At 41.1% G+C, this 22,284-nt stretch carries 15 protein-coding genes and 4 tRNA genes; 7 read left to right on the top strand and 12 right to left on the bottom strand.

Annotated elements, in window-relative coordinates; genetic code table 11:
* The first annotated feature begins 171 nt into the window (after positions 1 to 171).
* Positions 172 to 678 carry a hypothetical protein gene (locus G7074_RS19565; RefSeq protein ID WP_166210728.1) on the top strand — a complete coding sequence of 169 codons (507 nt, stop codon included), beginning with the start codon at positions 172 to 174 and terminating at the stop codon, positions 676 to 678.
* Between the two features lie 22 nt (positions 679 to 700).
* Positions 701 to 1,195, top strand: a complete 495-nt coding sequence (locus G7074_RS19560; RefSeq protein ID WP_124559700.1) for a hypothetical protein — start codon at positions 701 to 703, stop codon at positions 1,193 to 1,195.
* 64 nt (positions 1,196 to 1,259) lie between these two features.
* Here G7074_RS19560 and arsC read toward each other — a convergent pair whose 3' ends face one another.
* The 3 genes from arsC to G7074_RS19545 all read right to left on the bottom strand — a co-directional run bounded on the left by arsC (position 1,260) and on the right by G7074_RS19545 (position 5,027).
* The gene (gene arsC, locus G7074_RS19555) at positions 1,260 to 1,604 is read right to left on the bottom strand and encodes an arsenate reductase (glutaredoxin) (protein ID WP_124559699.1); all 345 of its coding nucleotides are present in this window, start codon (positions 1,602 to 1,604) and stop codon (positions 1,260 to 1,262) included.
* A gap of 12 nt (positions 1,605 to 1,616) precedes the next feature.
* Positions 1,617 to 2,207: a DUF502 domain-containing protein gene (locus tag G7074_RS19550; RefSeq protein WP_124559698.1), complete on the bottom strand. Its 591-nt coding sequence runs from the start codon at positions 2,205 to 2,207 to the stop codon at positions 1,617 to 1,619.
* Between the two features lie 360 nt (positions 2,208 to 2,567).
* On the bottom strand, positions 2,568 to 5,027 hold the full coding sequence (locus G7074_RS19545) for a bifunctional UDP-N-acetylmuramoyl-tripeptide:D-alanyl-D-alanine ligase/alanine racemase (protein WP_124559697.1): 2,460 nt from the start codon (positions 5,025 to 5,027) through the stop codon (positions 2,568 to 2,570).
* A gap of 61 nt (positions 5,028 to 5,088) precedes the next feature.
* Here G7074_RS19545 and G7074_RS19540 point away from each other — a divergent pair, with 61 nt between their 5' ends.
* From G7074_RS19540 to G7074_RS19530, 3 genes are all read left to right on the top strand, one after another.
* Positions 5,089 to 5,577, top strand: coding sequence for a regulatory protein RecX (locus G7074_RS19540; protein WP_124559696.1), 489 nt, complete (start codon positions 5,089 to 5,091; stop codon positions 5,575 to 5,577).
* 94 nt (positions 5,578 to 5,671) lie between these two features.
* Positions 5,672 to 5,747 (top strand) — tRNA-Gly (locus G7074_RS19535).
* Between the two features lie 73 nt (positions 5,748 to 5,820).
* A tRNA-Leu gene (locus G7074_RS19530) sits at positions 5,821 to 5,905 on the top strand.
* A 386-nt stretch (positions 5,906 to 6,291) separates the two neighbouring features.
* Here the strand turns inward: G7074_RS19530 and G7074_RS19525 are convergent.
* Both G7074_RS19525 and G7074_RS19520 read right to left on the bottom strand, forming a co-directional pair.
* The gene (locus tag G7074_RS19525; RefSeq protein WP_240916359.1) at positions 6,292 to 6,720 is read right to left on the bottom strand and encodes a VOC family protein; all 429 of its coding nucleotides are present in this window, start codon (positions 6,718 to 6,720) and stop codon (positions 6,292 to 6,294) included.
* A gap of 216 nt (positions 6,721 to 6,936) precedes the next feature.
* Positions 6,937 to 7,389: a GNAT family N-acetyltransferase gene (locus tag G7074_RS19520; RefSeq protein WP_166210722.1), complete on the bottom strand. Its 453-nt coding sequence runs from the start codon at positions 7,387 to 7,389 to the stop codon at positions 6,937 to 6,939.
* A gap of 389 nt (positions 7,390 to 7,778) precedes the next feature.
* Between G7074_RS19520 and G7074_RS19515 the strand changes: the two genes are divergently transcribed.
* Both G7074_RS19515 and G7074_RS19510 read left to right on the top strand, forming a co-directional pair.
* A tRNA-Gly gene (locus G7074_RS19515) sits at positions 7,779 to 7,854 on the top strand.
* Between the two features lie 68 nt (positions 7,855 to 7,922).
* Positions 7,923 to 8,006, top strand: a tRNA-Leu gene (locus G7074_RS19510).
* Between the two features lie 197 nt (positions 8,007 to 8,203).
* On the opposite strand, the gene G7074_RS19505 is transcribed toward G7074_RS19510, so the two are convergent.
* The 7 genes from G7074_RS19505 to G7074_RS27675 all read right to left on the bottom strand — a co-directional run bounded on the left by G7074_RS19505 (position 8,204) and on the right by G7074_RS27675 (position 21,565).
* A complete protein-coding gene (locus G7074_RS19505) occupies positions 8,204 to 11,980 on the bottom strand; it encodes a hybrid sensor histidine kinase/response regulator transcription factor (RefSeq protein WP_240916568.1) in 3,777 nt (1,258 codons plus the stop codon).
* Positions 11,956 to 12,255: a hypothetical protein gene (locus G7074_RS27325; protein ID WP_240916358.1), complete on the bottom strand. Its 300-nt coding sequence runs from the start codon at positions 12,253 to 12,255 to the stop codon at positions 11,956 to 11,958. Before G7074_RS27325 ends, G7074_RS19505 begins: the two co-directional genes overlap by 25 nt.
* Before the next feature lie 83 nt (positions 12,256 to 12,338).
* Positions 12,339 to 15,005, bottom strand: a complete 2,667-nt coding sequence (locus tag G7074_RS19500) for a DUF4962 domain-containing protein (protein ID WP_240916357.1) — start codon at positions 15,003 to 15,005, stop codon at positions 12,339 to 12,341.
* A gap of 40 nt (positions 15,006 to 15,045) precedes the next feature.
* Entirely contained in the window at positions 15,046 to 16,416 is a 1,371-nt protein-coding gene (locus G7074_RS19495) for a sulfatase (protein WP_124559691.1), read from the bottom strand.
* A gap of 104 nt (positions 16,417 to 16,520) precedes the next feature.
* Entirely contained in the window at positions 16,521 to 18,395 is a 1,875-nt protein-coding gene (locus tag G7074_RS19490) for a RagB/SusD family nutrient uptake outer membrane protein (RefSeq protein ID WP_166210716.1), read from the bottom strand.
* 18 nt (positions 18,396 to 18,413) lie between these two features.
* A complete protein-coding gene (locus G7074_RS19485; protein ID WP_240916567.1) occupies positions 18,414 to 21,419 on the bottom strand; it encodes a TonB-dependent receptor in 3,006 nt (1,001 codons plus the stop codon).
* Positions 21,420 to 21,439: 20 nt separating this feature from the next.
* Complete coding sequence (locus G7074_RS27675; protein WP_255456745.1) at positions 21,440 to 21,565, bottom strand: hypothetical protein; 126 nt, start codon at positions 21,563 to 21,565, stop codon at positions 21,440 to 21,442.
* Between the last annotated feature and the right edge of the window lie 719 nt (positions 21,566 to 22,284).

Raw genomic sequence — 22,284 nt, 5'->3', positions numbered from 1 at the left:
CAATAGTCGATGGCTTATGGTTGATAGCCAATATCCATTAAGCTAACTTAAAACTGATAACTGGTTATTGAATATTAATAAAGAGGTGTTCACAAGATGAGCACTTTTTTTATGCCCAAATAAATTGTAACAACTTAAGTCTCTTGCCATCTAAAATAAAACAGCATACATATGGCAAAGTTTATTAATTGGAAAAGGGACTGGTTGAACGGCAACTTACAACTGTTTGTTGACGGGATTCAGAAGGGTGCTTTAACATTTGAAATGTGGAAAAGCAATGCCTATACCTTATTCGAGGATAAAGACTATGCTTTTGAAAATAAAGGTTTCTGGCAAAGAACTACAACGGTAACCGACCGTAAAACGAATGAAGTGGTAGCCATCATCACTTACGACGGCTGGAAATCGAAAGCCATTATCAGTTTAAAATCGGGTGAGCAATATGAGTGGAAAGCAACCAGTTCATGGCGCTCAGAATGGACGGTTTCGAACAACAAAGACACGCACATTTATTACCAGGCTTCGAGCAATACTGGTGCTATTTCTACCGAAGCAGACAACAGTTTATTAATTGTTTCGGGTTTGTTTATTAAACAGATTTACAATAAGAAAACAGCGGTAATGGTGGCTTGTTTGGTTCCAGTTATTACCGCAACCCTTACCCGTCACCACGGTTAGGCATTAATTAATCTTTTTGGCGATGGAACAGGTATTATATTGGAGAAAAGGTTTATTTGATAGCAACTATCAGGTATTTTATGAGCAGCAGCTGAAATTTTCGATGAATTTTAGTTCTTGGCAAAACTCTGCCATTGCCACTACGCAAAGCGGAATTTACCTCCTAAAGAGCGAGGGTTTTTCAAAGCCTGAAACCAGGATTCTAAATAACCAGAACGAGACTTTGGCTACCATTACCTATGATTGGCTTGGGTTTAAGGCCAGGGTTGTTTTTGCCTCAGGCGAAACATTAGACTGGCGTTACCAGAATAGCTGGTTAAGCCGCTGGTCGCTCAACAACCTCAAAGATAAACAGATCCTGTTCAGTGCATCGGCCGGAAACGGAAACATCCACAGCAATGTAAACGATGATATGCTGGTACTTACCGGGCTTTTTATCCGTGAGTATTATTCGAGACTACTGTTTGGCATGATCATTTTGATAATCATCCTGATCAGCTGTAGAAATATTTTTTAGGTTCAACGGCCAAGCTAAGACTTAAAAAGTCTTTCTCCGTTCGCTCCCCTTTAAACTTCGTAAGCTACCCTAAAATTTCCTGTATTTTCTCGGTTGGGCGGGCAATAACGGCCTGGTCGCCAGAAATAACGATTGGTCGTTCAATTAAAATAGGGTGCTTAACCATGGCTTCAATCCACTCCTCGTCCGTTAGTGTTTTGCCTTTGTAGTTTTCAACAAAAACGGCCTCTCCTTTCCTAATCAGTTTCAGTGGTTTAATACCGAGTTTGGCTACAATTGCTGTAAGTTCGGCCTTGTTTGGTGGGGTATCCAGGTAGTACACTACTTCAAAGGCTTTTCCACTTTTTTCGAGTTCCTGTAAAGCGCAACGGCTTTTGGTGCACCTGTTATTGTGATAAATGGTAATCATTATGAATGCTGTTTATAATCCGCTTACACCACCGCTTACTACCAGCTTCATGGCATCGGCAGCAGTCATTTTTAAATCGGTAACCTTATTGCGTTGTACAATACACAACTGCCCGGCAAATGAATAGGAAAGCGGAAAATAAACCGCTACCTCATCGGGCAAATCCAATTTATGCAAATCGTTCTGGGTTAAAAAACCAATCTTCTTTAAACCTCCTTCTACCTCTACCAATACGGGATGGTTAAATTTCTTTTCGTCGCCCACAAAAGCTTCGGTTAAATCTTTTATCGAAGAGTAAATGAAATTAAGCAAAGGCAGGCGGTGCATCATCCGCTGAAACCAATTGTACATGGGTTCAGTAACCAAATTGGTTACAAAAATACCCGCCAGCAAAATAATGGTAACAACGGTTAACAAACCCAGACCAGGTATGTTTCTACTTTCGCCTGTTAGCGGATTTACACCAAGTATATTCTTTACGTTTAACCAGCTATCAACAGTTGTAACCGCCCAAACTACAATAAAAATACTTACAGCAATAGGCACAACTATTAATAAACCTTTAATCAGATAGTTTAAAATGGCTTTCCCTACTTTGTTCATGCGGCAAATTTAGGTAAAAATAGTGAAACCCCACGCGCTATCCCTGTTTGTTCATTGGTTCATTAGGCATTGGTTCATTAGTGAAACCCATAGTCCCACCCTATCGGTTGGTGTCTCACCGACCGAAACAGATGAACAAAAAGGGCCATATAAAGCGATACAATCGCTTGTCTCTCCCGTCCACGTTACAAACGTGGACGATACATTTGGCAGAATACCTCCCAGTACAGACTGAGAGAAATCTATAGATACAGATTTCTCGACTACGTTGCACTTCGCTCGAAATGACGATACAGGAAGGGCTAAAAGGTACCCTATGTGGCATTTTGCCTGGCACCAATGAACAAGTGAACCAATAAACTATTCGTAAAAATAAACACGCTTAACCCTTTGCGAAATGTTGGTTAAAATCTCGTAGGGAATGGTATTTACCTCGCTGGCTAACTGCATAATGGTGTGCTCTTTATTAAATACGATGGCTTCATCGCCGGCTTTAACATCAATCCCTGTAATATCGAGCATGGTCATATCCATGCAAATAGAACCTATTGTGGGCACCAGATTACCATTAATGAGCATTTTACCTACCCCATTACCAAAAGCCCTGCTATAACCATCGGCATAGCCAATTTTTACGGTTGCAATCTTTCCACCCTCAGGCATAATTCCTTTCCGGCTATAACCTACTGTTTCGCCGGGTTCGAGTGTTTTTACCTGACTAACCGTAGTTTTAAGCACCATAACGGTTTGCAGGCCACGATTATTGGGCAATGCAGAATCGAAGCCATACAAACCAATGCCCAGGCGTACCATATCCATTTGGCCTTCGGGCCAGCGCGAAATGCCCGAGGTATTGGCGATATGCAATAGAGGTTTGTAAATTAAAACATCGGTTAATTGTTTGGCCATTTCTTTAAACCGCGCTATTTGCTGTTGGGTAAAACCATCATGCTCGGCCTCTCCACTGGCCACGAGATGTGAGAAAATGCTTTGTACTTTTACTTTAGCATTATCTTTTAACAAGCCGGTTAAGGTGGTAATTTCTGCTTGATCGAAACCTAAACGGTGCATCCCGCTATCAATCTTAATGTGAATGGGATAATCGAAATCGTAATCAGAAAGCACATTTATAAAACTGTTCAGAATTTCGATGCTGTAAATTTCGGGCTCTAGCCGATGTTTAATAATGGCTTCGAAAGCAGATTCTTCGGGACTCATTACCATAATCGGCAAAGTAATTCCTGCTTTGCGCAGGGCTATACCCTCATCAGCGTAAGCTACCGCCAGGTAATCTACTTTATGAAATTGCAGTAAGTTGGCAATCTCAAAACTACCGCTACCATACGAAAAGGCTTTTACCATGGCCATCATTTTAACGCCAGGTTTAATTTTAGAGCGGTAAAACTGGAGGTTACCCACCATGGCGTTCAAATCGATCTCTAAAACCGTATCGTGTATTTTCTGCGTGAGGAGTTTACTAATCCGGCCAAATTCGAAGCGCCTCGCTCCTTTTACCAAAATGGTTTCGTGACTAAACTGCAAGCCTGGAAAAGCTTCAACAAAGGCATTGGTATAGTCAAAAAACTGGGTTTCGAACTTAAAAAGATCGGCAAAACGTGCAATGTGTGTTCCGATCCCGATTAAGCGATTTACCTTTTTCTGCAATAGCAATTCGGCTATTTCGGTATATAAATCGAGGTCATCTCTTCCGGTTTCGAATAATTCGGAAAGAATAACAGTTTTCCGTGCATGTTGGTTCTGTTGGTTCAGAAAATCGAGGGCAATGGCAAGCGAAGAAATATCGGCACTGTACGAATCGTCGATAATGGAACACTGGTTAATGCCATTCTTCAGTTCGAGGCGCATGCTCACATGGCTCAGTTTCTCTAAACGCAAATCGGCCTGTTCGGGCGTGTAGCCCAAAGCAAGCAAAGTAGCCCAGCAAATCATGCCGTTCTCAATCGAAGCCTTATCTTTAAAAGGCAGCATGCATTCTATTTCCCTATCCTGGTAAATGGCCCTTAAGTAACAGTTACCTTTAATAGGTTCTACCGCAATTATCTGTAAATCGGCAGCTTGTTTACTGCTCCAGCTAAATTGTTTTTTCCCGGGCAACTCTTTAAAACTCACTTCGCTTACATACTCGGGCGAATAGATAAAAAGCTCACTATCTTTAAAAAGCCTGAGTTTTTCAGTCAGCTTTTCCTTTTTCGAACTAAAACCTTCGGCATGTGCTTCGCCAATATTGGTTAAAATCCCAATTTGGGGCTGAATAATCTTTGCCAGACTTTCCATTTCATTTACGGCAGAAATACCTGCTTCAAAAATGCCTAAAGTATGACTCTCCTCAATTTGCCATACCGAAAGCGGTACACCAATTTGCGAATTATAACTTTTAGGGCTTTTAACAATATTAAAATCGGCGGCCAGGAGCTGGTACAGCCATTCTTTCACAATGGTTTTGCCGTTACTGCCGGTAATACCAATGGTTTTAAGGTTAAATTGCCTGCGGTGTTCAATTGCCAGTTGTTGCAAGGCTGCCAGTGCATCGTTAACCTTTAAAAAATTGCAATCTGGATATTGTGAAATATACTTTTCGTCAGTAATTACGAAATTACGGATCTCTTTAGCATAAGCATCTTTTATAAACTCATGGCCATCGCGATGCGCGGCGAGGGCAAAAAATATAGAATTTTCCGGAACGAGCACGGAGCGGCTATCGATTACCAAATACTGGATAAGCACCTCTTTGTCAATCAATTTGGCATCTGCATTTAAAATTTCGGCTATTCTGGCAATGGTGTATATCGGGTTTTGCATGCTATTTTTATTCAGAAAATAGGGTAATCGTTTATATTTTTACGAATTTCAGTAATTAATTATGAAAAGCGGTAAACAAGACACCATAATATTAGATAAAAAGCAGGCATTGGCCAAGGCCGAAAGTTTTTGCGCCTACCAGGAACGCTCACAAAAGGAAGTGCGTAGCAAATTGTTAGACCTGGGCATGCGGGGCGACGAGCTGGAAGAAATAATTACCGAGCTTATTTTAAATAATTTTTTAAATGAAGAAAGGTTTGCTCTCAATTATGCTTCGGGTAAATTTAACATTAAACATTGGGGCCGGGTAAAAATTAAACAGGGTTTAAAGCTGAAAGGCGTTCCGGATAAGATGCTGCAAAAAGCAATTTATAGTTTGGATGAAGACGATTACCTGCTTACTTTAGAAAAACTAGCGGTAAAAAAAGCAGAAAGTTTGAGCGAAAATGATCCCTTTAAAAGAAAAATGAAGCTGATGAGCTACCTTCAGGCAAAAGGATTTGAAACTGATTTAATTTTACTAGTACTGAAAGCCAGCAATTTAAACTAAATATTAAATTTTTAATAAAAAATCTCTTGACAGATATATAAATCTGCCTATATTTGCATCACCAAAACGAAACAACAACATCAGTTTTGTAAATGCGAAAGTAGCTCAGTTGGTAGAGCACGACCTTGCCAAGGTCGGGGTCGCGAGTTCGAATCTCGTCTTTCGCTCCAAAAAAAATGCCTTCCTACCAGAAGGCATTTAATTTTAAAGTTAACCAAGCCGATGGATATCGGCAGCGGCTAATGCTCGGGTGGTGGAACTGGTAGACACGCAGGACTTAAAATCCTGTGCTTTCAAAGGCGTGCGGGTTCGATTCCCGCCCGAGTACAACAAAAGAATCGAACTAAAAGCCTTGATGAAAATCAAGGCTTTTGTGTTTTATAGCCGTTTTCGATCTATTGGTCGGTGTCTCACCGACCGAAGTAGATAACCTGAAGCTGGCAGGTGTGGACACCAGCCAGTAGATGCATCGAACAGATTTTCGCCGGGCCTAAACAACATTCAAATATCCGTGCCCTATCGGTTGGTGTCTCACCGACCGAAACAGGCAACCTAAAGCTGGCAGCTGCAGACACCAGCCAGTAGGTACATAGAACAAACTTTCTCCATGCCTGAACAACATTCAAATATCCGTGCCCTATCGGTTGGTGTCTCACCGACCAAAACAGACAACCTGAAGCTGGCAGGTGCAGACACCAGCCAGTAGGTAACAGCTTATTTATTACCCAGCTGTTCGGCCAGACCTATGAGTATTCCTTCAGTTCCCCGGATGTAGCAAAGGCGATAAGAATTTTCGTACTGCACGATCTCGCCAACCAGCTCAGCACCGTGCTTAATGAGTCTGGAAACTACCTCATCAATATTTTCAACAGTAAACATAACGCGTAAGTAACCGAGCGCATTTACAGGAGCAGTTCGGTGATCGGCAATAGTAGGCGGACTAAGAAACCGCGAAATTTCAAGCCTACTGTGACCATCAGGAGTAACCATCATTGCAATCTCAACACTTTGAGACCCCAGCCCGGTAACATTCCCTGCCCACTCTCCTTCTACCATACCCCGCCCTTCGAGCTTAAGGCCTAATTCAGAAAAAAATGAGATGGCATTATCCAGTGATTCTACAACAATGCCCACATTGTCCATTCGTAGTAATTTATTTTTTACCATAATCTTAGCTATTTATTAAACTCCATCCTCAGGTTTACTGCCTGGGCAGCAACAGATAAGCATGAATAAAAATACTAATTATATAAAGGGATATACTTTATTGTAGTCCATAAATATTCTACATGGTTAGAGAATCTTTCTGTTAATAAGGTATTTGGTGATAAAGGCAATCAAACCACCAAACAAAAGCCTTTATAGCGGTTTAGTCACCATTTCGATATGTGGTATCCCATCTTCCATAAACTCACTACCCGATGCTTCAAAACCCAGCGACGCATAAAATGCTTTGGCATAAGTTTGGGCACCAATACGGATCGGAACATTACCGAAAAGCTGCCTGCAGGTTTGAATTGCTACTTTCATTAATATTTTTCCTGCTCCGGTACCCCTCACCTGCGCACTGGTAATTACCCTTCCAATAGAGGCTTCTTCAAATGAAAGCCCTGCCGGAACAATCCTCGCATAGGCTACCAGTTCGTTATCTTTCAAAAGCATTAAGTGGTGGCAATGCTGGTCTTTGTTATCGGCATCCTGATAAAAGCACTGTTGTTCGATTACAAAAACCTCAATCCGAAGCCGCATAATCTGATAAAGTTCATCCGGGCTTAAATCGTAAAAGGCTTTAACAACGGTATGGTATTTCATGGCTGGTTAATTTATTTTAGTTTTTTTAACAGATATTGATCATTCAAAGGCACCAATATTACTCAAAAAACTACCAATTGTTGCAAATGCGCTAAACAGCGGAACAAATTTTCGGTTCTTTTTACCAGGCTAAAAAAATAATTTCATTTTTTTTCAAGCTTGATAAGCCCATACATTTGCGTTCGTTAAGCCAGCTTTTAACTCGCTGATAATCTTTAAATTTTAGATCAAAAATTAGAGAAAAACATAAGGGCTCACCCTTGTTAATTTAGGGCAAAAAGCCCCTCAGTTTACCAATCAGCGCAAAAAAAATAAAATTATTTTTGAAAGTGATATTTATATTTCTATATTTGCAACCCCAACGGAATACAACACATCAGTATTCAATTGCGAAAGTAGCTCAGTTGGTAGAGCACGACCTTGCCAAGGTCGGGGTCGCGAGTTCGAATCTCGTCTTTCGCTCCAAATGCCTTCCTAACCGAAGGCATTTATTTTAAAGTTAACCAAGCCGATGGAGATCGGTAGCGGCTAATGCTCGGGTGGTGGAACTGGTAGACACGCAGGACTTAAAATCCTGTGCTTTCAAAGGCGTGCGGGTTCGATTCCCGCCCCGAGTACAACAAAAATCGAACAAAAAGCCTTGATGAAAATCGAGGCTTTTCTGTTTTGCGGCTATTTCGTTAAACAGGCTTCAAATATCCGCAATCTACCGGTTGGTGTCTCACCGACCGAAACAGGTAACCTGAAGTTGGCAGGTGCGGACACCAGCCAGTAGAAAAAAGAATAATTTAACGTTTCTACCGCCTATTTCTGCTTAACTTTTCTTTTCAAAATATTCGCTAGGCATACAGCCATAATACTGCTTAAATGCAGTAGAGAAATAAGATGGCGAATTAAAACCGCACATATAGGTAATTTGTGCAATGGTGTATCGTTTGCTTTGCATCAGTTCGACTGCTTTATTAAACCTGATCCTTTTAATAAAATCGGTTGCCGACTCGCCTGTTATAGCCTTAAACTTCAAATAAAGGTTTGAACGGCTCATGCCTATCTCCCGGCTAAATTTATCTACAGAAAAGTCAGAATCGGCCAGGTATTTTTCTACAATCTCAATTGCTTCTTTTAAAAATTCTTCGTCGAGCGCGTTAAAGGCTAAATTTTGCGGCACAACCTCTCTGCTTCCGCTGTAATATTCTTTTAAACGTTTGCGCGATTTTAACAGACTGGCTATTTTAGCGCCCAGCATATCTATAGAAAAAGGCTTGGTAATGTAATCGTCGGCACCCATCTCCAGGCCTTTAATTTGCTGGCTAACTTCTGTTTTGGCGGTGAGCAGCACAACCGGAATATGCGAAGTATTAATATTCTGCTTCAATCTTTTACAAAAGTGCAATCCATCCAATTCAGGCATCATCACATCACTCACTACCAAATCGAATTGTTCTTTCTCTAAAATATCGAGCGCCATCTTACCATCAAAAGCAGTGGTAATTTCATAACTTTCTTTAAAATAATCCTGCAGGTAGTCTAAAATTTCCTTGTTATCATCAACTAAGAGCAACCTGCTTCTTTGCCCTTCGTTTTCTACTGGGCCGGTTGTTAGCGTTTGCTCGGCGTAAATCTGGTTATTTTCGGCAAGGGCTTCTTCATCTGTTACAATCGATAGTTCGTAACGGGTAGTTTCGGTCCTTACATCATCATTATAAACGGTATCATCCATTGGAATGGCAATGGTAAAGCAACTTCCATTACCAAGCTCACTTTCGGCTTTAATAGTCCCGTGGTGAAGCTCTACCAGGCGTTTGGTAAAAGCCAGGCCAACACCCGAGCCTAAATTCATCTCCTGATTGTTAACCTGATAAAAACGATCGAAAACCTTTGCAATCTCATTGGCGGCAATACCCACACCCGTATCGGTTACGGTAATAATGGCAAAGTTGTTTTGCGTAGCCAATTCGACATTGATTTTGTTATGCGCCCGCGTATATTTAAATGCGTTGGATAAGAGATTGAACAATATTTTCTCCATGGCATCATTATCGAAATAGAAAGATAATTTAGCCTCAGTTGAGTGGTAAGTATATTGTATCTGATTTTTTTCTGAGAGTGGCTTAAACGACTCGTAAATCTCATGTATAAAGCTCACAATATCGCTTTTGCCCACTTTGAGTTTCCGCGTACCTGTTTCTGTTTTTCTAAATTCGAATAACTGATCAACCAGGTTATACAAGCGTTTAGCATTGATCAGCATCATTTCATGCCGTTTTGTTACCAGCTTATCGTCAGAAGGTTTTTTAATCAGCTCCTCTAAAGGTGCCAGAATCAGGGTAAGCGGGGTTCTTAATTCGTGAGAAACATTGGTAAAGAAATCCATTTTCACCTGATTGATGTAACGAACCCGTTCTTTATCAACCCGCTCCAGTTTAAGCTGCTGTAAAGCCTTAATCCTTTCAGAAATAATGCGGTACGCAATATAACTACCCGTAGCTGCAATAGCTAACAAGAGCAAATAAAACCAGGTAGCATTGTACCATGGCGGAGAAATTATAATTTTTAACGATCGAACGGCACTGTTTTCGCCGTTAGGGCCTACTGCTTTAATTAAAAAATTATAGCTGCCTGCCCTCAGGTTGTTATAGGTTATTTTTAAGTCTTCGGTACTTTGCCAGTCTTTATCCAAACCATCTAATTTATACAGGTATCTGGTCCTGTTGGCCGAAATGTAATTGAAGGTATTGAAATGGATGGTAAATTGTTTATACTCGGCTGCAAATTTAAGTCTGGTACTCTGATCGATATGGTTTTCGAGTATTTTGGTATCATCGCCACTGGTTACGTTCTTATTAAAAACAGCTAAGCCCGTAAAAGTTAGTTTTAAGGGTAACTGCTGCTGCTTAATGCCCGATGGATAGAAATAAGAAAGCCCTTTAATGCCGCCAAACAACAGCATACCATCGCTGGCTTTGCAAAAAGCATAATCGTTAAACTGATTGTTCTGTAAGCCGTCGCTTTCATCAAAAGCCTGTGCTGTTTTGGTATCTGGATTGTAGCGAATGAGCCCCCTATTGGTAGAAATCCACAAATTGCCTTCGTTATCGGGCTGCAAACCATAAATGGTGCCTTTTACAAAATCTTTGCGGTCTTTATAGGTTACAAATGTTTGCTGGGCCTCCTGGTACAAAATTAGTCCTTCGCGCGAGCCAATCCACACCCTACCCTGCTTATCTTCTGTAATGCAACTAATTACTTCTTCGTGCAACAGCCTGGCCAGCTCATTATCAAACAGCATGTTATCGGGATAGAAAAGTGTAATACCATTGGTAGTACCAATCCAGATCCGGTGTTTACTGTCTTCAAAAAGATAAGTAATATCATCAGATGCCGGCCGTTTGCCCGCCCTGTCTAAATGAATGTGCGTAAAAGTCTGACTTTGGGGATTAAACTGATCCAGGCCCGAGCGTGTTCCGATCCAGATTCGGCTTTTATAATCTTTCAAAATACCATATACCAGATCGCCGGCTATACTATTCGGATCGTGCTCGTTATGGCGATACCTTTTTACGTTACTCGTTGCAGGGTTTAAGATGTTAAAACCACCATTGTGCATGCCTATCAGCAGATTTTGGTTATCATCAAAAGCAATGGCTTTAATGTTGTTCGAACTTAAGCTATTGGCATTGTTTTCATTGCTGGTAAAATAGCTGATGGTATTGGCTGCCCTGTTCCAGTAATTTAGCCCCTTATCATTGGTTCCGATCCAAAAATTACCGCTCGCATCTTCCTTAATTACACTAATTACCTCATCATTTAAAGATAACCGACCTGTATTTTGACTTAACAGGTTAAATTTGATATCGTTTATATGATAATAGCTAACCCCACCATAAAAAGTACCTAACCAAATGCCATTTTGCCGGTCTTTAAAAAAACAACGCACCGAATTCTGACTGATGGTGTATGGCTGGGAAATTTGATGAAAATAATTTTCTAAAGTATTAGTATTGGGGTTCAGAATGGATAAGCCTTTAAAAGTACCCAGCCAGAAGTTACCTGCATCATCTTTCCCTACGCACCTTACGTTGTTATCGACAATGCTATTTTTGGCCGACTGGTGGTTAAAAAAGGTAAGCTTACCATTTGGGGTTTCGTATTTAATTAGTCCGTTCCCTTCTGTAGCTGCCCATAAATTACTGCCATCTATATTTACATCGTTTATAGCAGGCTTATCTATACCTAAATTTAGCTTTTTAAGGCGACGGCCTTGTCCGTTAAATTCAAAAAGGCCAACATCGGTACCTATTAACATATTTTTGTTCCAGGCACTGATGTAGGTGATTTTTTTTATGCCATGCTCTACGGCATCAAAATTAACCTGCTTAAACTGCGACGCACCGGTGCTAAGCCTAAACACACTGCCTGTTATGGTGGTTGCCCAGATACTGTGTGCGGCATCTTCTGTTATTGATGAGATATACCACTCGCCCAGGCTGCCCGGAAGTTTATAATTTACAAAATCATCGGAAGCATAGTTATAACGGCTAACACCCTGGTTGCCGCCAATCCACATTACCCCTTTATGATCGACAAACAGGCATCGGATATAGTGCGATTGCAGTCCGTTCTTATCCCATCAACCGGGCGGTAAACTTTAAAACCTTTACTATCGTAGCGGTTTAAGCCATCTTGCGTGGCCATCCAGATAAAACCCAGGCTATCTTGTTTGATGGAAAAAACAGTACTTTGCGATAAACCTTTTTCTACAGAAATATTCCTAAAATATTTGTTACCCTCCTGCGCGTTTACCAGTTGAACCAGCAACAGTAAACTACAAAAAAGCGTAACCAAACGTTTATTTAATATTTTCATTTTTTTCTGGTTTATATCCCAACACCTGCTTCTCAAAACCGTTAAATGGTTGTTAAAGATTAAAATTACACATTTTAACCTTTCTATTTTTTATAATCAAATCGCGCCACATCGGGCAGGCTATCGGTTACTTCTGTTTTGTTCAGCTTTGTTCCGTTGTTTTCTAACAACATGGAGCTTTTTTTGCGATCGTGCTGATAGGTTTTACCCAAAAACTGCACAGGCAAATTGCCATAGCTAAACATAGATTTAGCCTGTTCGTTAACAATTTGCAAGGCCGCTTCTTTGCTGCCATCTAACTGGGCTTTAATATTCCAGCTTCCCACCTGCAAATCATACAATCCGTTGGTGGCAGATAGGTTCCTGATTACTTCAGTTTTACCATCCTTTATTTGAATAACGGTTAAATACCTGAACTTTTGAGCTGGTGCCGAGGTAATTGCTGCATGCCATTGGTTGGTGTATTCCCGCAATTTATCTCCATCGGTTAACTTCATCCAGTTTACAGCAGGTTCGGCAAACTGATCTGTAACGGTCATTTGTAAGGGAGCTGCAGCAAAAACAGCCGCAGTTACTTTCCCCAAATCCGTTTTTACTTCAAAATCCTGCCGGTTACTTTTATCGGTTTTATTACCTGCAATCCGGTAAAAAGGGGTATGAAACTGGGTAGTCCATTTTACCGGCTTTTTAGCTTCGAGTTCATCGTACAGCACAATATAACCGCCTTCTAATTGCAGCATGTGCCTGCGGTAAAGTGTAACGCCGGAATCGCCAAAGCCATTTGCCAAATCGGCCCTGGTTTTAATCTGATCGAAACGGTTTAGCCAGAAAGTACTTTCGATATTGCCATAAGCATTACTGGCATCGCCCAGGGCATATTGTATTTTTAAACCACTCATAGAGCGGGGTATCCAGCCATATCCTTCTTCGCCTATTTTCTGACTCAGGCTATCGGCCAGTATGGTGCAAAACGCACGGGTGTTGCGGTAATCCAATAAATTGTGCCTATCGCTAAAATTACTGTAATACCCACTGGCGCCAAAAAGGGTTTTACCTTTGTAATTAATGGTAAAGGCATTTTGCCCGGCGTGCCCATGGCCCGATGAGCCAAAAGGATTACTGATGAGATAACTGCAAATATTTTCGCCTGCTTTAGCCAGGTTGTCGGTCATGGCAGCCAATCCAATATCGGCAAAGGTTTTAGTGCGGGGCAGCTTTTCGGGCGATTCAGCTTTTAGATTACGTTTGGGATTATAATTAAGCAAGCGGAAAAACAGATAATCGTCGGTGCCTTTAAAAAAGTCGGGATGATCTGCCTTTATTTGTTGTACGTACCAGTTGAGATAAGGATTGTTTATTTTATAGGTTAGCGCATCGGCAAACAAGGCATAACCCGCATTTATTCCACCGCGTAAGTTTTCCCACTGATCGCCATAAGCGGTTGAGGTACCGGCAGGTGGGTAACTATACAACAAATACCAGGGCAGGTTCTGCATCCATGGCAGCTTAAAATAATCGACACCAGAAAAATCGCTAAACAACTGCGACAGGTAAATGGTAGAGCGGAAGTTTACTACAAAATAGCCGTTACCTTCGTGCCAGCCACCATCGGTAGTACCCAAAACAGGAAACCTTGCGCTCCAAACCTCGTATATGTAAGTAAGCCATTCTTTGGCTGCAGGTTCATCGCCCATTAAAGCTACAGTGGCTATGGCCAGCTGGCGTAGGGTAATTTGCCACACATGGTTATCGCTTACATGCAATTCGAAACGGTTTGGCAGGTGATCGTAAATTTTCCTTGCCCTTTGTGTCATCACCTTTCTAAAAAGTGCTTTTTCTTCTGCATTGATATCGTTGTAGCCTAAATCGTAAAACCAGCCCAATGCCTCAAGTACTGCGCCGTTATTAAAATCGCTGCTGGTGGCCAGGTTCTTTTCCGGATCCATTTTAACCAAATTAACAGCCCTTCGTTTTGCATCATCTATAAAACGCTTATCGTGGGTTAAATAGTAAGCTATACAAAGATTACGCACAGGGTTACCCACCATATCGCCAAAGCCATGGTACATCCTATCAATCAAGCCTTCCAGTTCTTTACCCTTTTTCCCGGTAGTATCTATATCGCGGATTGGTTTTTCTTCGGGTAGCGGCGCTTTCATGAGTTTTTCTGCGAACGAGATAAAACTCCTGGCTTCTGTATTATTCAGGTTGTTTTGGTAAAAGTCGTTTTTTATCTGATGTAGATTCCAGAGGTGTGGATGAGCACCTTCGTTGCGTTTCAGCACTTCACTTACCTGTGGCGAAACTTTATCGCCTGCATATTTGGCATCGACCACAAAATCGTATACAGGGCTCCAGCTCCATTGGCTGGTACCTTTTAATGCGTAACCATATTTCCAAAACCATTTGCCCGGCTGCAAAGCCTGATGGAGTGGATACACTGCCCAGGCTTGTACACCACTCTTTATGGTGTTTTTTGTAAATGCTTTATCCATGGTCAGTACTACCTGGTAGCGCACATTGCCAATATTCACATCTTCGGGTACCTCGCTGCCGCTTTCCATCGGCAAAACATTGGTTTTGCCATTGCTTGCAGGCCACATTAGTGCGGGCGCATTGGTGGGCACGGTAATGCCGTTTGCAGGATAAGGCCATTCGCGCACACGGGCATGGAGCCTATCGGCATTAAGGGTTATTACAGCAGGGTATTGTGCATACACACCTAAGGTGAGCACACAAAATGTTAACATCAAAAAATATTTCATGGTTGTGATTCTTGAAAAATAAAAATTATAGCGCTACCGTAAATTTATCTCCATTGTTTTTGCACCAGCGTTTCAGGTAGTTGCGCATGGCGATGAGCTGCTTTCTATAAGTTTTATCTACGGCCAGGTTTTTGATCTCGCCCGGATCATTGGTTAAATTAAATAACTGCTCCTTAATCTCTCCTTTATTGTAAACAATGTATTTGAAATCTTTAGTAATTACCGCCCGGCCATTAATGCCAAGTAGTTGCTCATTATCTGCAAAATCGGTTTCGATAACAAGTGTATCGCGCAGGTTTTGCCCCGGATTGGTTAACCGTTTGCTAATATCAACACCTTTTAAATAAGCTGGTTTTTGTACACCGGTTAAGCCGCAAATGGTAGGAATAATATCTGTTCCGTTGCAAACCAACATCTCATCGGTTCTCGGTTTCAACGAGCCATCCATTTTGGCGACAATGAAAGGCACCTTAGCCGCCTCTTCGTACAAAATCTGTTTTTGGTTCCAGCTGTGGCCCGCATAACCATCGCCATGGTCGGCAGTAAAAATAATGATGGTATTTTTTTCTACGCCATATTTTTCGAGCGAGTAAAGTACCTGTTCGATATACTGGTCTACTTTTTCTACCAAACGGTTATAGGCCCAGCGGTATTGCCGCCATTTTTCGGGTGTATAATTTACCGATGGATAGGTACGTAAACCAACTGTTTTTTGCTGATCGCGTACAATTTGAGGCTCGCTGGCCGGAATTTGCCAGTTGGCCGGCAGTGCGGGGCATTGATCGGGCGGTGGTGCATTTTCCAGCACATCCATTTTCAAATCTTCATCGCGCGCCCACTCGCAAATATCGTGCGGGTTAAGGAACGATGCCACCAGCAAGAATGGTTTTGCTTTGTTTTCTTTTATAAAACGTGCGCAAAATGAAGGTGTTGCACCATCATTATAGTCTAAAAAACTGGTGTTTTCGATATAGGTAAAGCCATGCTGACTTACTTTTTTTGTGGGTACCGGTAAATGCCATTTGCCTACGTAACCTGTTTGATAACCTCCTTGTTGAAATATTTTACCCATCATGAGCAAGCTATCAGACCATTGCCCGTCTTTTTCGGGTGCATTACCAACAAAGCCGGTTTCGAAAGGCATTTTACCACTAAAAATGGCCGTACGCGATGGTGTACATAAAGGCTGTGCACAATAAGCTTTGGTAAACCGCACACCATTTTTGGCCAGCTTATCCATAGCCGGGGTATTCAGGTCCTTGTTACCGGCAATACTCATGGCTTCGGCCGTTTGCTGGTCGGTCATGATAATGAGGATATTGGGCCGCGATTGCTGTTGCGCAGAAACCGTATGCAGGCAAATAAAAAAGCTTAGGTAAACGAGGATGAATTTCATAGTATGAATATACGTAACCTAATGAAGCGAACTATCTCATAACATCACGGGCGATATCAATCTTTCACTTTAGAGATAGCTGCTTCACTTTGATTAACTAAATTTTAATATTTAGGATTATTCCTGGTAATGCCACTGTTTACATCTCTTTCATTTTGTGGAATAGGATATAATTCGTGCTTGCCCGAAACAAAATTATTGGCTGCATTATATGGATAAGCTGTATTGATAATTTTTAACGCAGCCTGGGTTGCCTTAATCTTATCGCCTAACAAGTTCCATCTGATTAAATCGGCTTTCCTGGTGCCTTCAAAACACAACTCCCAGGCACGTTCATCTTGTATAGCCTGAAAGAAAGCAGTTTGACTTAAAGCAGGGGGCAAATCAACACCGGTAGCACCTGTCATTAAAGTAACAGTAGCTACTGCGCCACTACCTGTGCTGGTTCCGGTATTGGTAATGGTAATTGAGGGTGCAGTAGTATAAGCAAAACCATTATTCAGCATAGTAATGGCGGTTATTTTGCCAGCACTAATGGTAGCCACCGCAGATGCATCGGTACCGCCCCCGCCTGTAAATTTAATTACCGGAATAGTAGTATAACCGGTACCACCATTGGTAAGCGCAACGGTAACCCTGCTACCACCAAGCGCCTGTCCGTAAGCACGGCGGCGTACAGTGTTAATGGCATCGTAAGCCAAAGTATTAGGGCCTCCGTTTAATTCATTTTCAACCTCTGCCCGCATTAGCAGTACATCCGAATAACACATTAATACAGTATTAATGTTCGTATTTACCCTTTCTAAATTAGAGTTGTTCTGGTATTCCCTGCTCCATTTGGCTGGTGCCCAAATCCGGTTGTTGGTAAGCAGGCTAAGCCGGTTACCGCTGGCATCAATACTGTATTTCGCAATCGAAAAATCCCTTCTTAAATCGCCATCTTTAAAAGTATCGTAAAAAGTTTTGGTTACAAAGCAACGGTTTTGCGTATTACCATAAGGAGAAGTGGCATTGCTGGCGGTTTGTGGTGCATTAAATGTTCCATAACTGGATTGATTGGTTGTGGCCAGTGTGGGGGTATAAACACCTGCTTCGAAAAGACTTTCTTTTGGCTCAAACTTTTGTATGCTTTGATTTTTAAAAACCATCGAATAATCGGGGTTAAGGGCGTACAAGCCCGAACCCACTACATCGTTAATTTGTGTTTGCGCCAGTTTGTAATAATCTTTATAGTCTGCAGGTCGTTGCATGGTTCCATCTGCCCTTAACGAAAAGCCTCCGGCAGCTAAGGCAACCCTGGCCAGCATGGCTTTGGCACCATATTTATTTATACGTTCATCGGTTGGCAGTGCAGCAGGCAGCAAATCGGCTCCTTCCTGCATGTCTTTAATAATCTGCGTATAAATTTGATAACGATCGGTTAATGGCAGTTTTAAATCATCGCCAGTTTCCGAATTTTTAAGTTTAAAAGGCACATCGCCCCATAACCTCACCAATTCAGCATAGTAGAAACCACGTAAAAATTTAGCTTCGCCCAGCATCCTGTTCAGCGCTGTTTTTTGTTCGCTGCTGCCATTATTGTACAAATTCATTTTCGGAATACGGTCTATTACCAGGTTTGCCCTGTCTATACCATTGTAATAGGCACTCCAGGTTTCGTACAAGAACGGGGTTTCAGGAATTCCTAAATAGTGCGGAATAATTCTCCAGTCGGGCGTAACACCATCACTAATAAACTGGATGTCTGAATCATTATCATATATAAGCGGTACATACCAGGCATAAGTAGACGGGTATTTCATAATTTCGTAAACCCCGGTAGTAGCCAGTTGGGCCTCATCTACAGTACTAAAAAAATTGGCTGTAGTAAAATAAGAGTATGGAGTGGCCTCTGTAGCTTTTTTACACGAGGTAAACGACACGGCCAATAACGCTGTTGCTAAGGCACATGTTTTTATTTTTGATGTTAAAATTTTCATAACGGAATACAGTTTTGGTTATAGAGAGAGATTAATTCCCGCTACAAATGATCGCGGTCTTGGGTAGGCACTAAAATCTACACCCGGTGTAATCGCATTATCGATAACACTAACCTCCGGATCGTAGCCCGAGTAATTGGTAAATACGTGAAGGTTATAAGCGGTAACATATATCCTGGCGTTGGCTATTTTAACCTTTTCAAGCCATCTTTTCGGGAAAGTATAACCCAGATTTACATTGCTGATTCTCAAAAAAGAACCATCTTCAATTACATTGTCGTACATGCGGCCGCTGGTATTGCCCAATATAGATGCTACCGAGTTTCTACCCTGATTAAGTGCCGTTAGTTCGGCCGGATCGGTAACCACCTGCCCTGCTGCATTAATGGTTCTCCATCTATCAGCCTGGAAAGCCAGGTTATTACTAAAGTCGCTGGCAATGGCTAAGTTATTTTTAACATTGGCGTTAAAAATTTTATTGCCTTGCGTAAAGTTCAGGAATATGCTCAAATCAAAACCCTTATAAGCAAAGGTATTGTTAATACCGCCCGAAAATTTAGGATTGGCATTACCAATAATGGTACGGTCGGCATCGGTAATTTTGCCGTCGCCGTTAAGGTCTTTAAATTTAATATAGCCCGGCTGTACGGCAATGGCATCTTGTACAACGCCTTGTTTTAAGCTATAGGTTTTGGCAGTGGCATCATAATTAAAATCGCTAACCTGGTAAAGCCCATCCTGCTGATAACCAAACATGGTACCTACCGGCTGGCCAACCTGTAAAATGTAATCCTGATAGCTATTGTTGTAACTGCTGGTCATTAATGAATTTTCGCCATCACTCAATTTCAATACTTTAGTTTTATTGAAGGTAATATTGAAATTGGTACTCCAGTTAAAGTCACTTTTTTTAATGTTTACCGTATTTAAAGTAAACTCGATCCCCTTGCTTGATGTAGAGCCAATATTTTGAAACTGACGGGTAAAACCAGCACTTGCCGGAATCCGGGTGTTGTACAACAGGTCTTTAGAACGGTTATCGAACCAATCAACCGTTAAGGCAATGCGTTGTTTCAATAAACCGATATCCAAACCAATGTTGGTTGCTTTAACCGCCTCCCATTTAAGAAAAGGGTTAGCTAAACTATTTTGAAACACAGTTGGTAAAATACTGGTATTCGAAGCGTATTGGCCTGAAGTAAAAATGCCCAATGCGGCATAATTGGCAATCCTGTTATTACCAGAGGTACCATAACTGGCCCTTAATTTCAAATCAGATAAAAAGTTTAACGATTTCATGAAGTTTTCTTCGGTTACTTTCCAGGCAAAAGACCCTGAAGGGAAATAACCCCATCTGTTTTCCTCTCCAAACTTAGAAGAACCATCGGCCCTTAATGTTCCGGCAAAAATATACCTGCCCTTGTAGCTGTAATTGGCGCGTGTAAAGAACGACAATAGCTTATCTTCTTCGGCAAAAGAAGAAGGGAAACCTGCAACGGTACCCAAACCCAGATTATTCCAGCCGCTATTTACATTCGGAAAATTAGTAGCATTTGCATTTACGCTTTCCGAATAGTTATAAATATACTCCTGACCTATAGTAATATCGAACTTATGGTCTTTACCATAAACATCGCTATAAGTAAGGGTATTATTATAGTTAAACCGGTTATTAAAAGTAGTAATTATGCCTCCCGAAGCTCCTTTATTCCGGATTGCGGTAATCGATTCCGAATCGTTAAAAGTTTTATCAACCCGCGAGGTATTGGTAAAACCTACCAATCCGTTATAGGTAAATTTATTGCTAATGGCATACCTGGCTGTAGCGTTAGCATTTAACGAACGGATACGTTGATCGCGCAAACGGGTATTTATGGTTACAATTGGGCTTTGAAAAGCAGGGTTACCTGCATCATCCAATGGGTCTAAAACATCGTCAATCAGGCCTACATCCGAAACATTTGGTAAATTTACCGGACGGTATTGCAGTAAAGTTTGTAACATGCTTAAGCGTGCATTGCCACCTTCCTGTGTACCACCCGAACCATATATTTTCTGATTAGAATAATTAACAATCCCGTTCAACTTTATTTTTTTGCTGGGATTATTGGTTACCGCTAGCTTAGCGATATCGCGGTTGGCACCACTTTTAAGCATCAAACCATCGTTAATATTGCGCGAATAAAATAAATTATATTTGGTATCGCCACTCCCGCCGTTTATACCAATTTTATGATACTGGCTTGAGGCTGATCCACCAAATATTTCATCCTGCCAGTTAATCCCTTCTCTATTGCCATAAGTGGTGGCGAGCGATTCGAAAGTACCAAAACTGGTTAAAAACTTTTGTGCCCTGGTTGCATCTCGTGTAGAGTTTTCGTAGGTATACAGCATATATTCATACGGACTCAATACAGGTAAAAACTTAGGCGCTTTTTGCACTCCTACATAACCATCGTAACTGATGGTGGTTTTTCCGCCTTTCGATTGTTTTGTGGTAATTAGAATTACACCATTAGCTCCCCTGGCGCCGTAAACAGCTGTTGATGCAGCATCTTTCATCACATCAACCGACTCAATATCGGTTGGATCTAAAAACGCCAAACCATCGGTTTGAGGCACACCATCTACCACATACAGCGGTTCGTTGCTCTGTGTAATTGACGAACCTCCACGTATTTTAATCTGCGGTGTAGAACCCGGATCGCCACTTGGCATGGTTACCTGTACGCCTGCCATACGGCCTTGTAAGGCCTGGGCAACATTAGCTACCGGTGTCTTTGCAATTTCGCTCCCTTTTAAAGATGCAATGGCTCCCGTTAAATCTTTACGTTGTACGGTTTGCCCATAACCAATTACCACTACATCATTCAGGTTGTTGGCATCGTCCTGTAATTTTACATCAATTGTAGTACGGCCGTTTATTTTCTGTTCTACTGTTTTCGTACCTAAATAACTAAAAACCAATACAGCATCGGTTTTCACATTAATTTGATAAGTTCCGAAATTAGAAGAAACCGTAATGTTTTTAGTCCCTTTTTCGGTTATGGTAGCCCGGGAATTGGCTGGTTGGATCCATCTCTTACCACTCCTTTTACGGTAATTACATTTTGTGCATGTAATCCCTTAAAAAAGCAGAGTAAGCCTATTAATATTATAATCCTTTTCATTTTTGGTTTTGGTTAGTTGGAAATAAAGTGCAAGCGTAAGTTAGTTTAGATTATAGTTTTGGTAATTCCTTTGTATTTAAAAAATTGCCATCGCCGCATCTTATCTGCTAAGAAAATTAAGGCGATATTTTCAGTTTTTTCATGATCTCCTGCCATTGTTTGGTTAGTTATTTTAATTTGTTGGTTATCGCTTAAACCTTTGTTAAACACTTACAATTGTGTTTACTCATTTTTTCCTTTCAGGTAGTTATTAGAAACCTGCCTAGTTTAAGTTTTTACCTATCTGGTTAAATCGACGGAAACGAATTTAGCAATCGATATAAAAACTGGGTTTCGAATTTGTTTAAAATACTATCAAATTTGACTAATACCCGCAAAAATGCACATATTAAGCCCTTTTTATATTAAAAACAGAAAATAGCGAAGCACTTTTTATTAAAATAAGTGGACGTATAAATACTACAAAATAATAAATATTGGAATTTTTGACCGGGATATTGAACCGCCTTTAATGTGCATTACAAACTCAGGGTTCAATAATCCTCGTTACAAACGAGAACTATCCAGATATTTTCGTTGCTCATGATCAACTTATCTAAGTTCAGTGACAAAATTTTCAGGTTTAAGAAATTTCTATTTGATCAGATAATTAAAGTATGTCTATTTGAACAATATTTAAACATCAAAATCTCATGGACAATAACCCGTTTCTAAGAACA

Origin of the sequence: Pedobacter sp. HDW13, from assembly GCF_011303555.1 — a bacterium.
In the GTDB taxonomy this organism is placed as follows: domain Bacteria; phylum Bacteroidota; class Bacteroidia; order Sphingobacteriales; family Sphingobacteriaceae; genus Pedobacter.
Note: the sequence above shows the minus strand (reverse complement) of the source record. Positions and strands in the feature narration are given on the sequence as shown.

Coding starts and splice junctions, on each gene's coding strand:
- G7074_RS19545 (WP_124559697.1), bottom strand. CDS start 5,027: ATGCAAAACCCGATATACACCATTGCCAGAATAGCCGAAATTTTAAAT.
- G7074_RS19560 (WP_124559700.1), top strand. CDS start 701: ATGGAACAGGTATTATATTGGAGAAAAGGTTTATTTGATAGCAACTAT.
- G7074_RS19495 (WP_124559691.1), bottom strand. CDS start 16,416: ATGAAATTCATCCTCGTTTACCTAAGCTTTTTTATTTGCCTGCATACG.
- G7074_RS19490 (WP_166210716.1), bottom strand. CDS start 18,395: ATGAAAATTTTAACATCAAAAATAAAAACATGTGCCTTAGCAACAGCG.
- G7074_RS27675 (WP_255456745.1), bottom strand. CDS start 21,565: ATGAAAAGGATTATAATATTAATAGGCTTACTCTGCTTTTTTAAGGGA.
- G7074_RS19500 (WP_240916357.1), bottom strand. CDS start 15,005: ATGTTAACATTTTGTGTGCTCACCTTAGGTGTGTATGCACAATACCCT.
- G7074_RS19540 (WP_124559696.1), top strand. CDS start 5,089: ATGAAAAGCGGTAAACAAGACACCATAATATTAGATAAAAAGCAGGCA.
- arsC (WP_124559699.1), bottom strand. CDS start 1,604: ATGATTACCATTTATCACAATAACAGGTGCACCAAAAGCCGTTGCGCT.
- G7074_RS19525 (WP_240916359.1), bottom strand. CDS start 6,720: ATGGACAATGTGGGCATTGTTGTAGAATCACTGGATAATGCCATCTCA.
- G7074_RS19550 (WP_124559698.1), bottom strand. CDS start 2,207: ATGAACAAAGTAGGGAAAGCCATTTTAAACTATCTGATTAAAGGTTTA.
- G7074_RS19520 (WP_166210722.1), bottom strand. CDS start 7,389: ATGAAATACCATACCGTTGTTAAAGCCTTTTACGATTTAAGCCCGGAT.
- G7074_RS27325 (WP_240916358.1), bottom strand. CDS start 12,255: ATGAAAATATTAAATAAACGTTTGGTTACGCTTTTTTGTAGTTTACTG.
- G7074_RS19565 (WP_166210728.1), top strand. CDS start 172: ATGGCAAAGTTTATTAATTGGAAAAGGGACTGGTTGAACGGCAACTTA.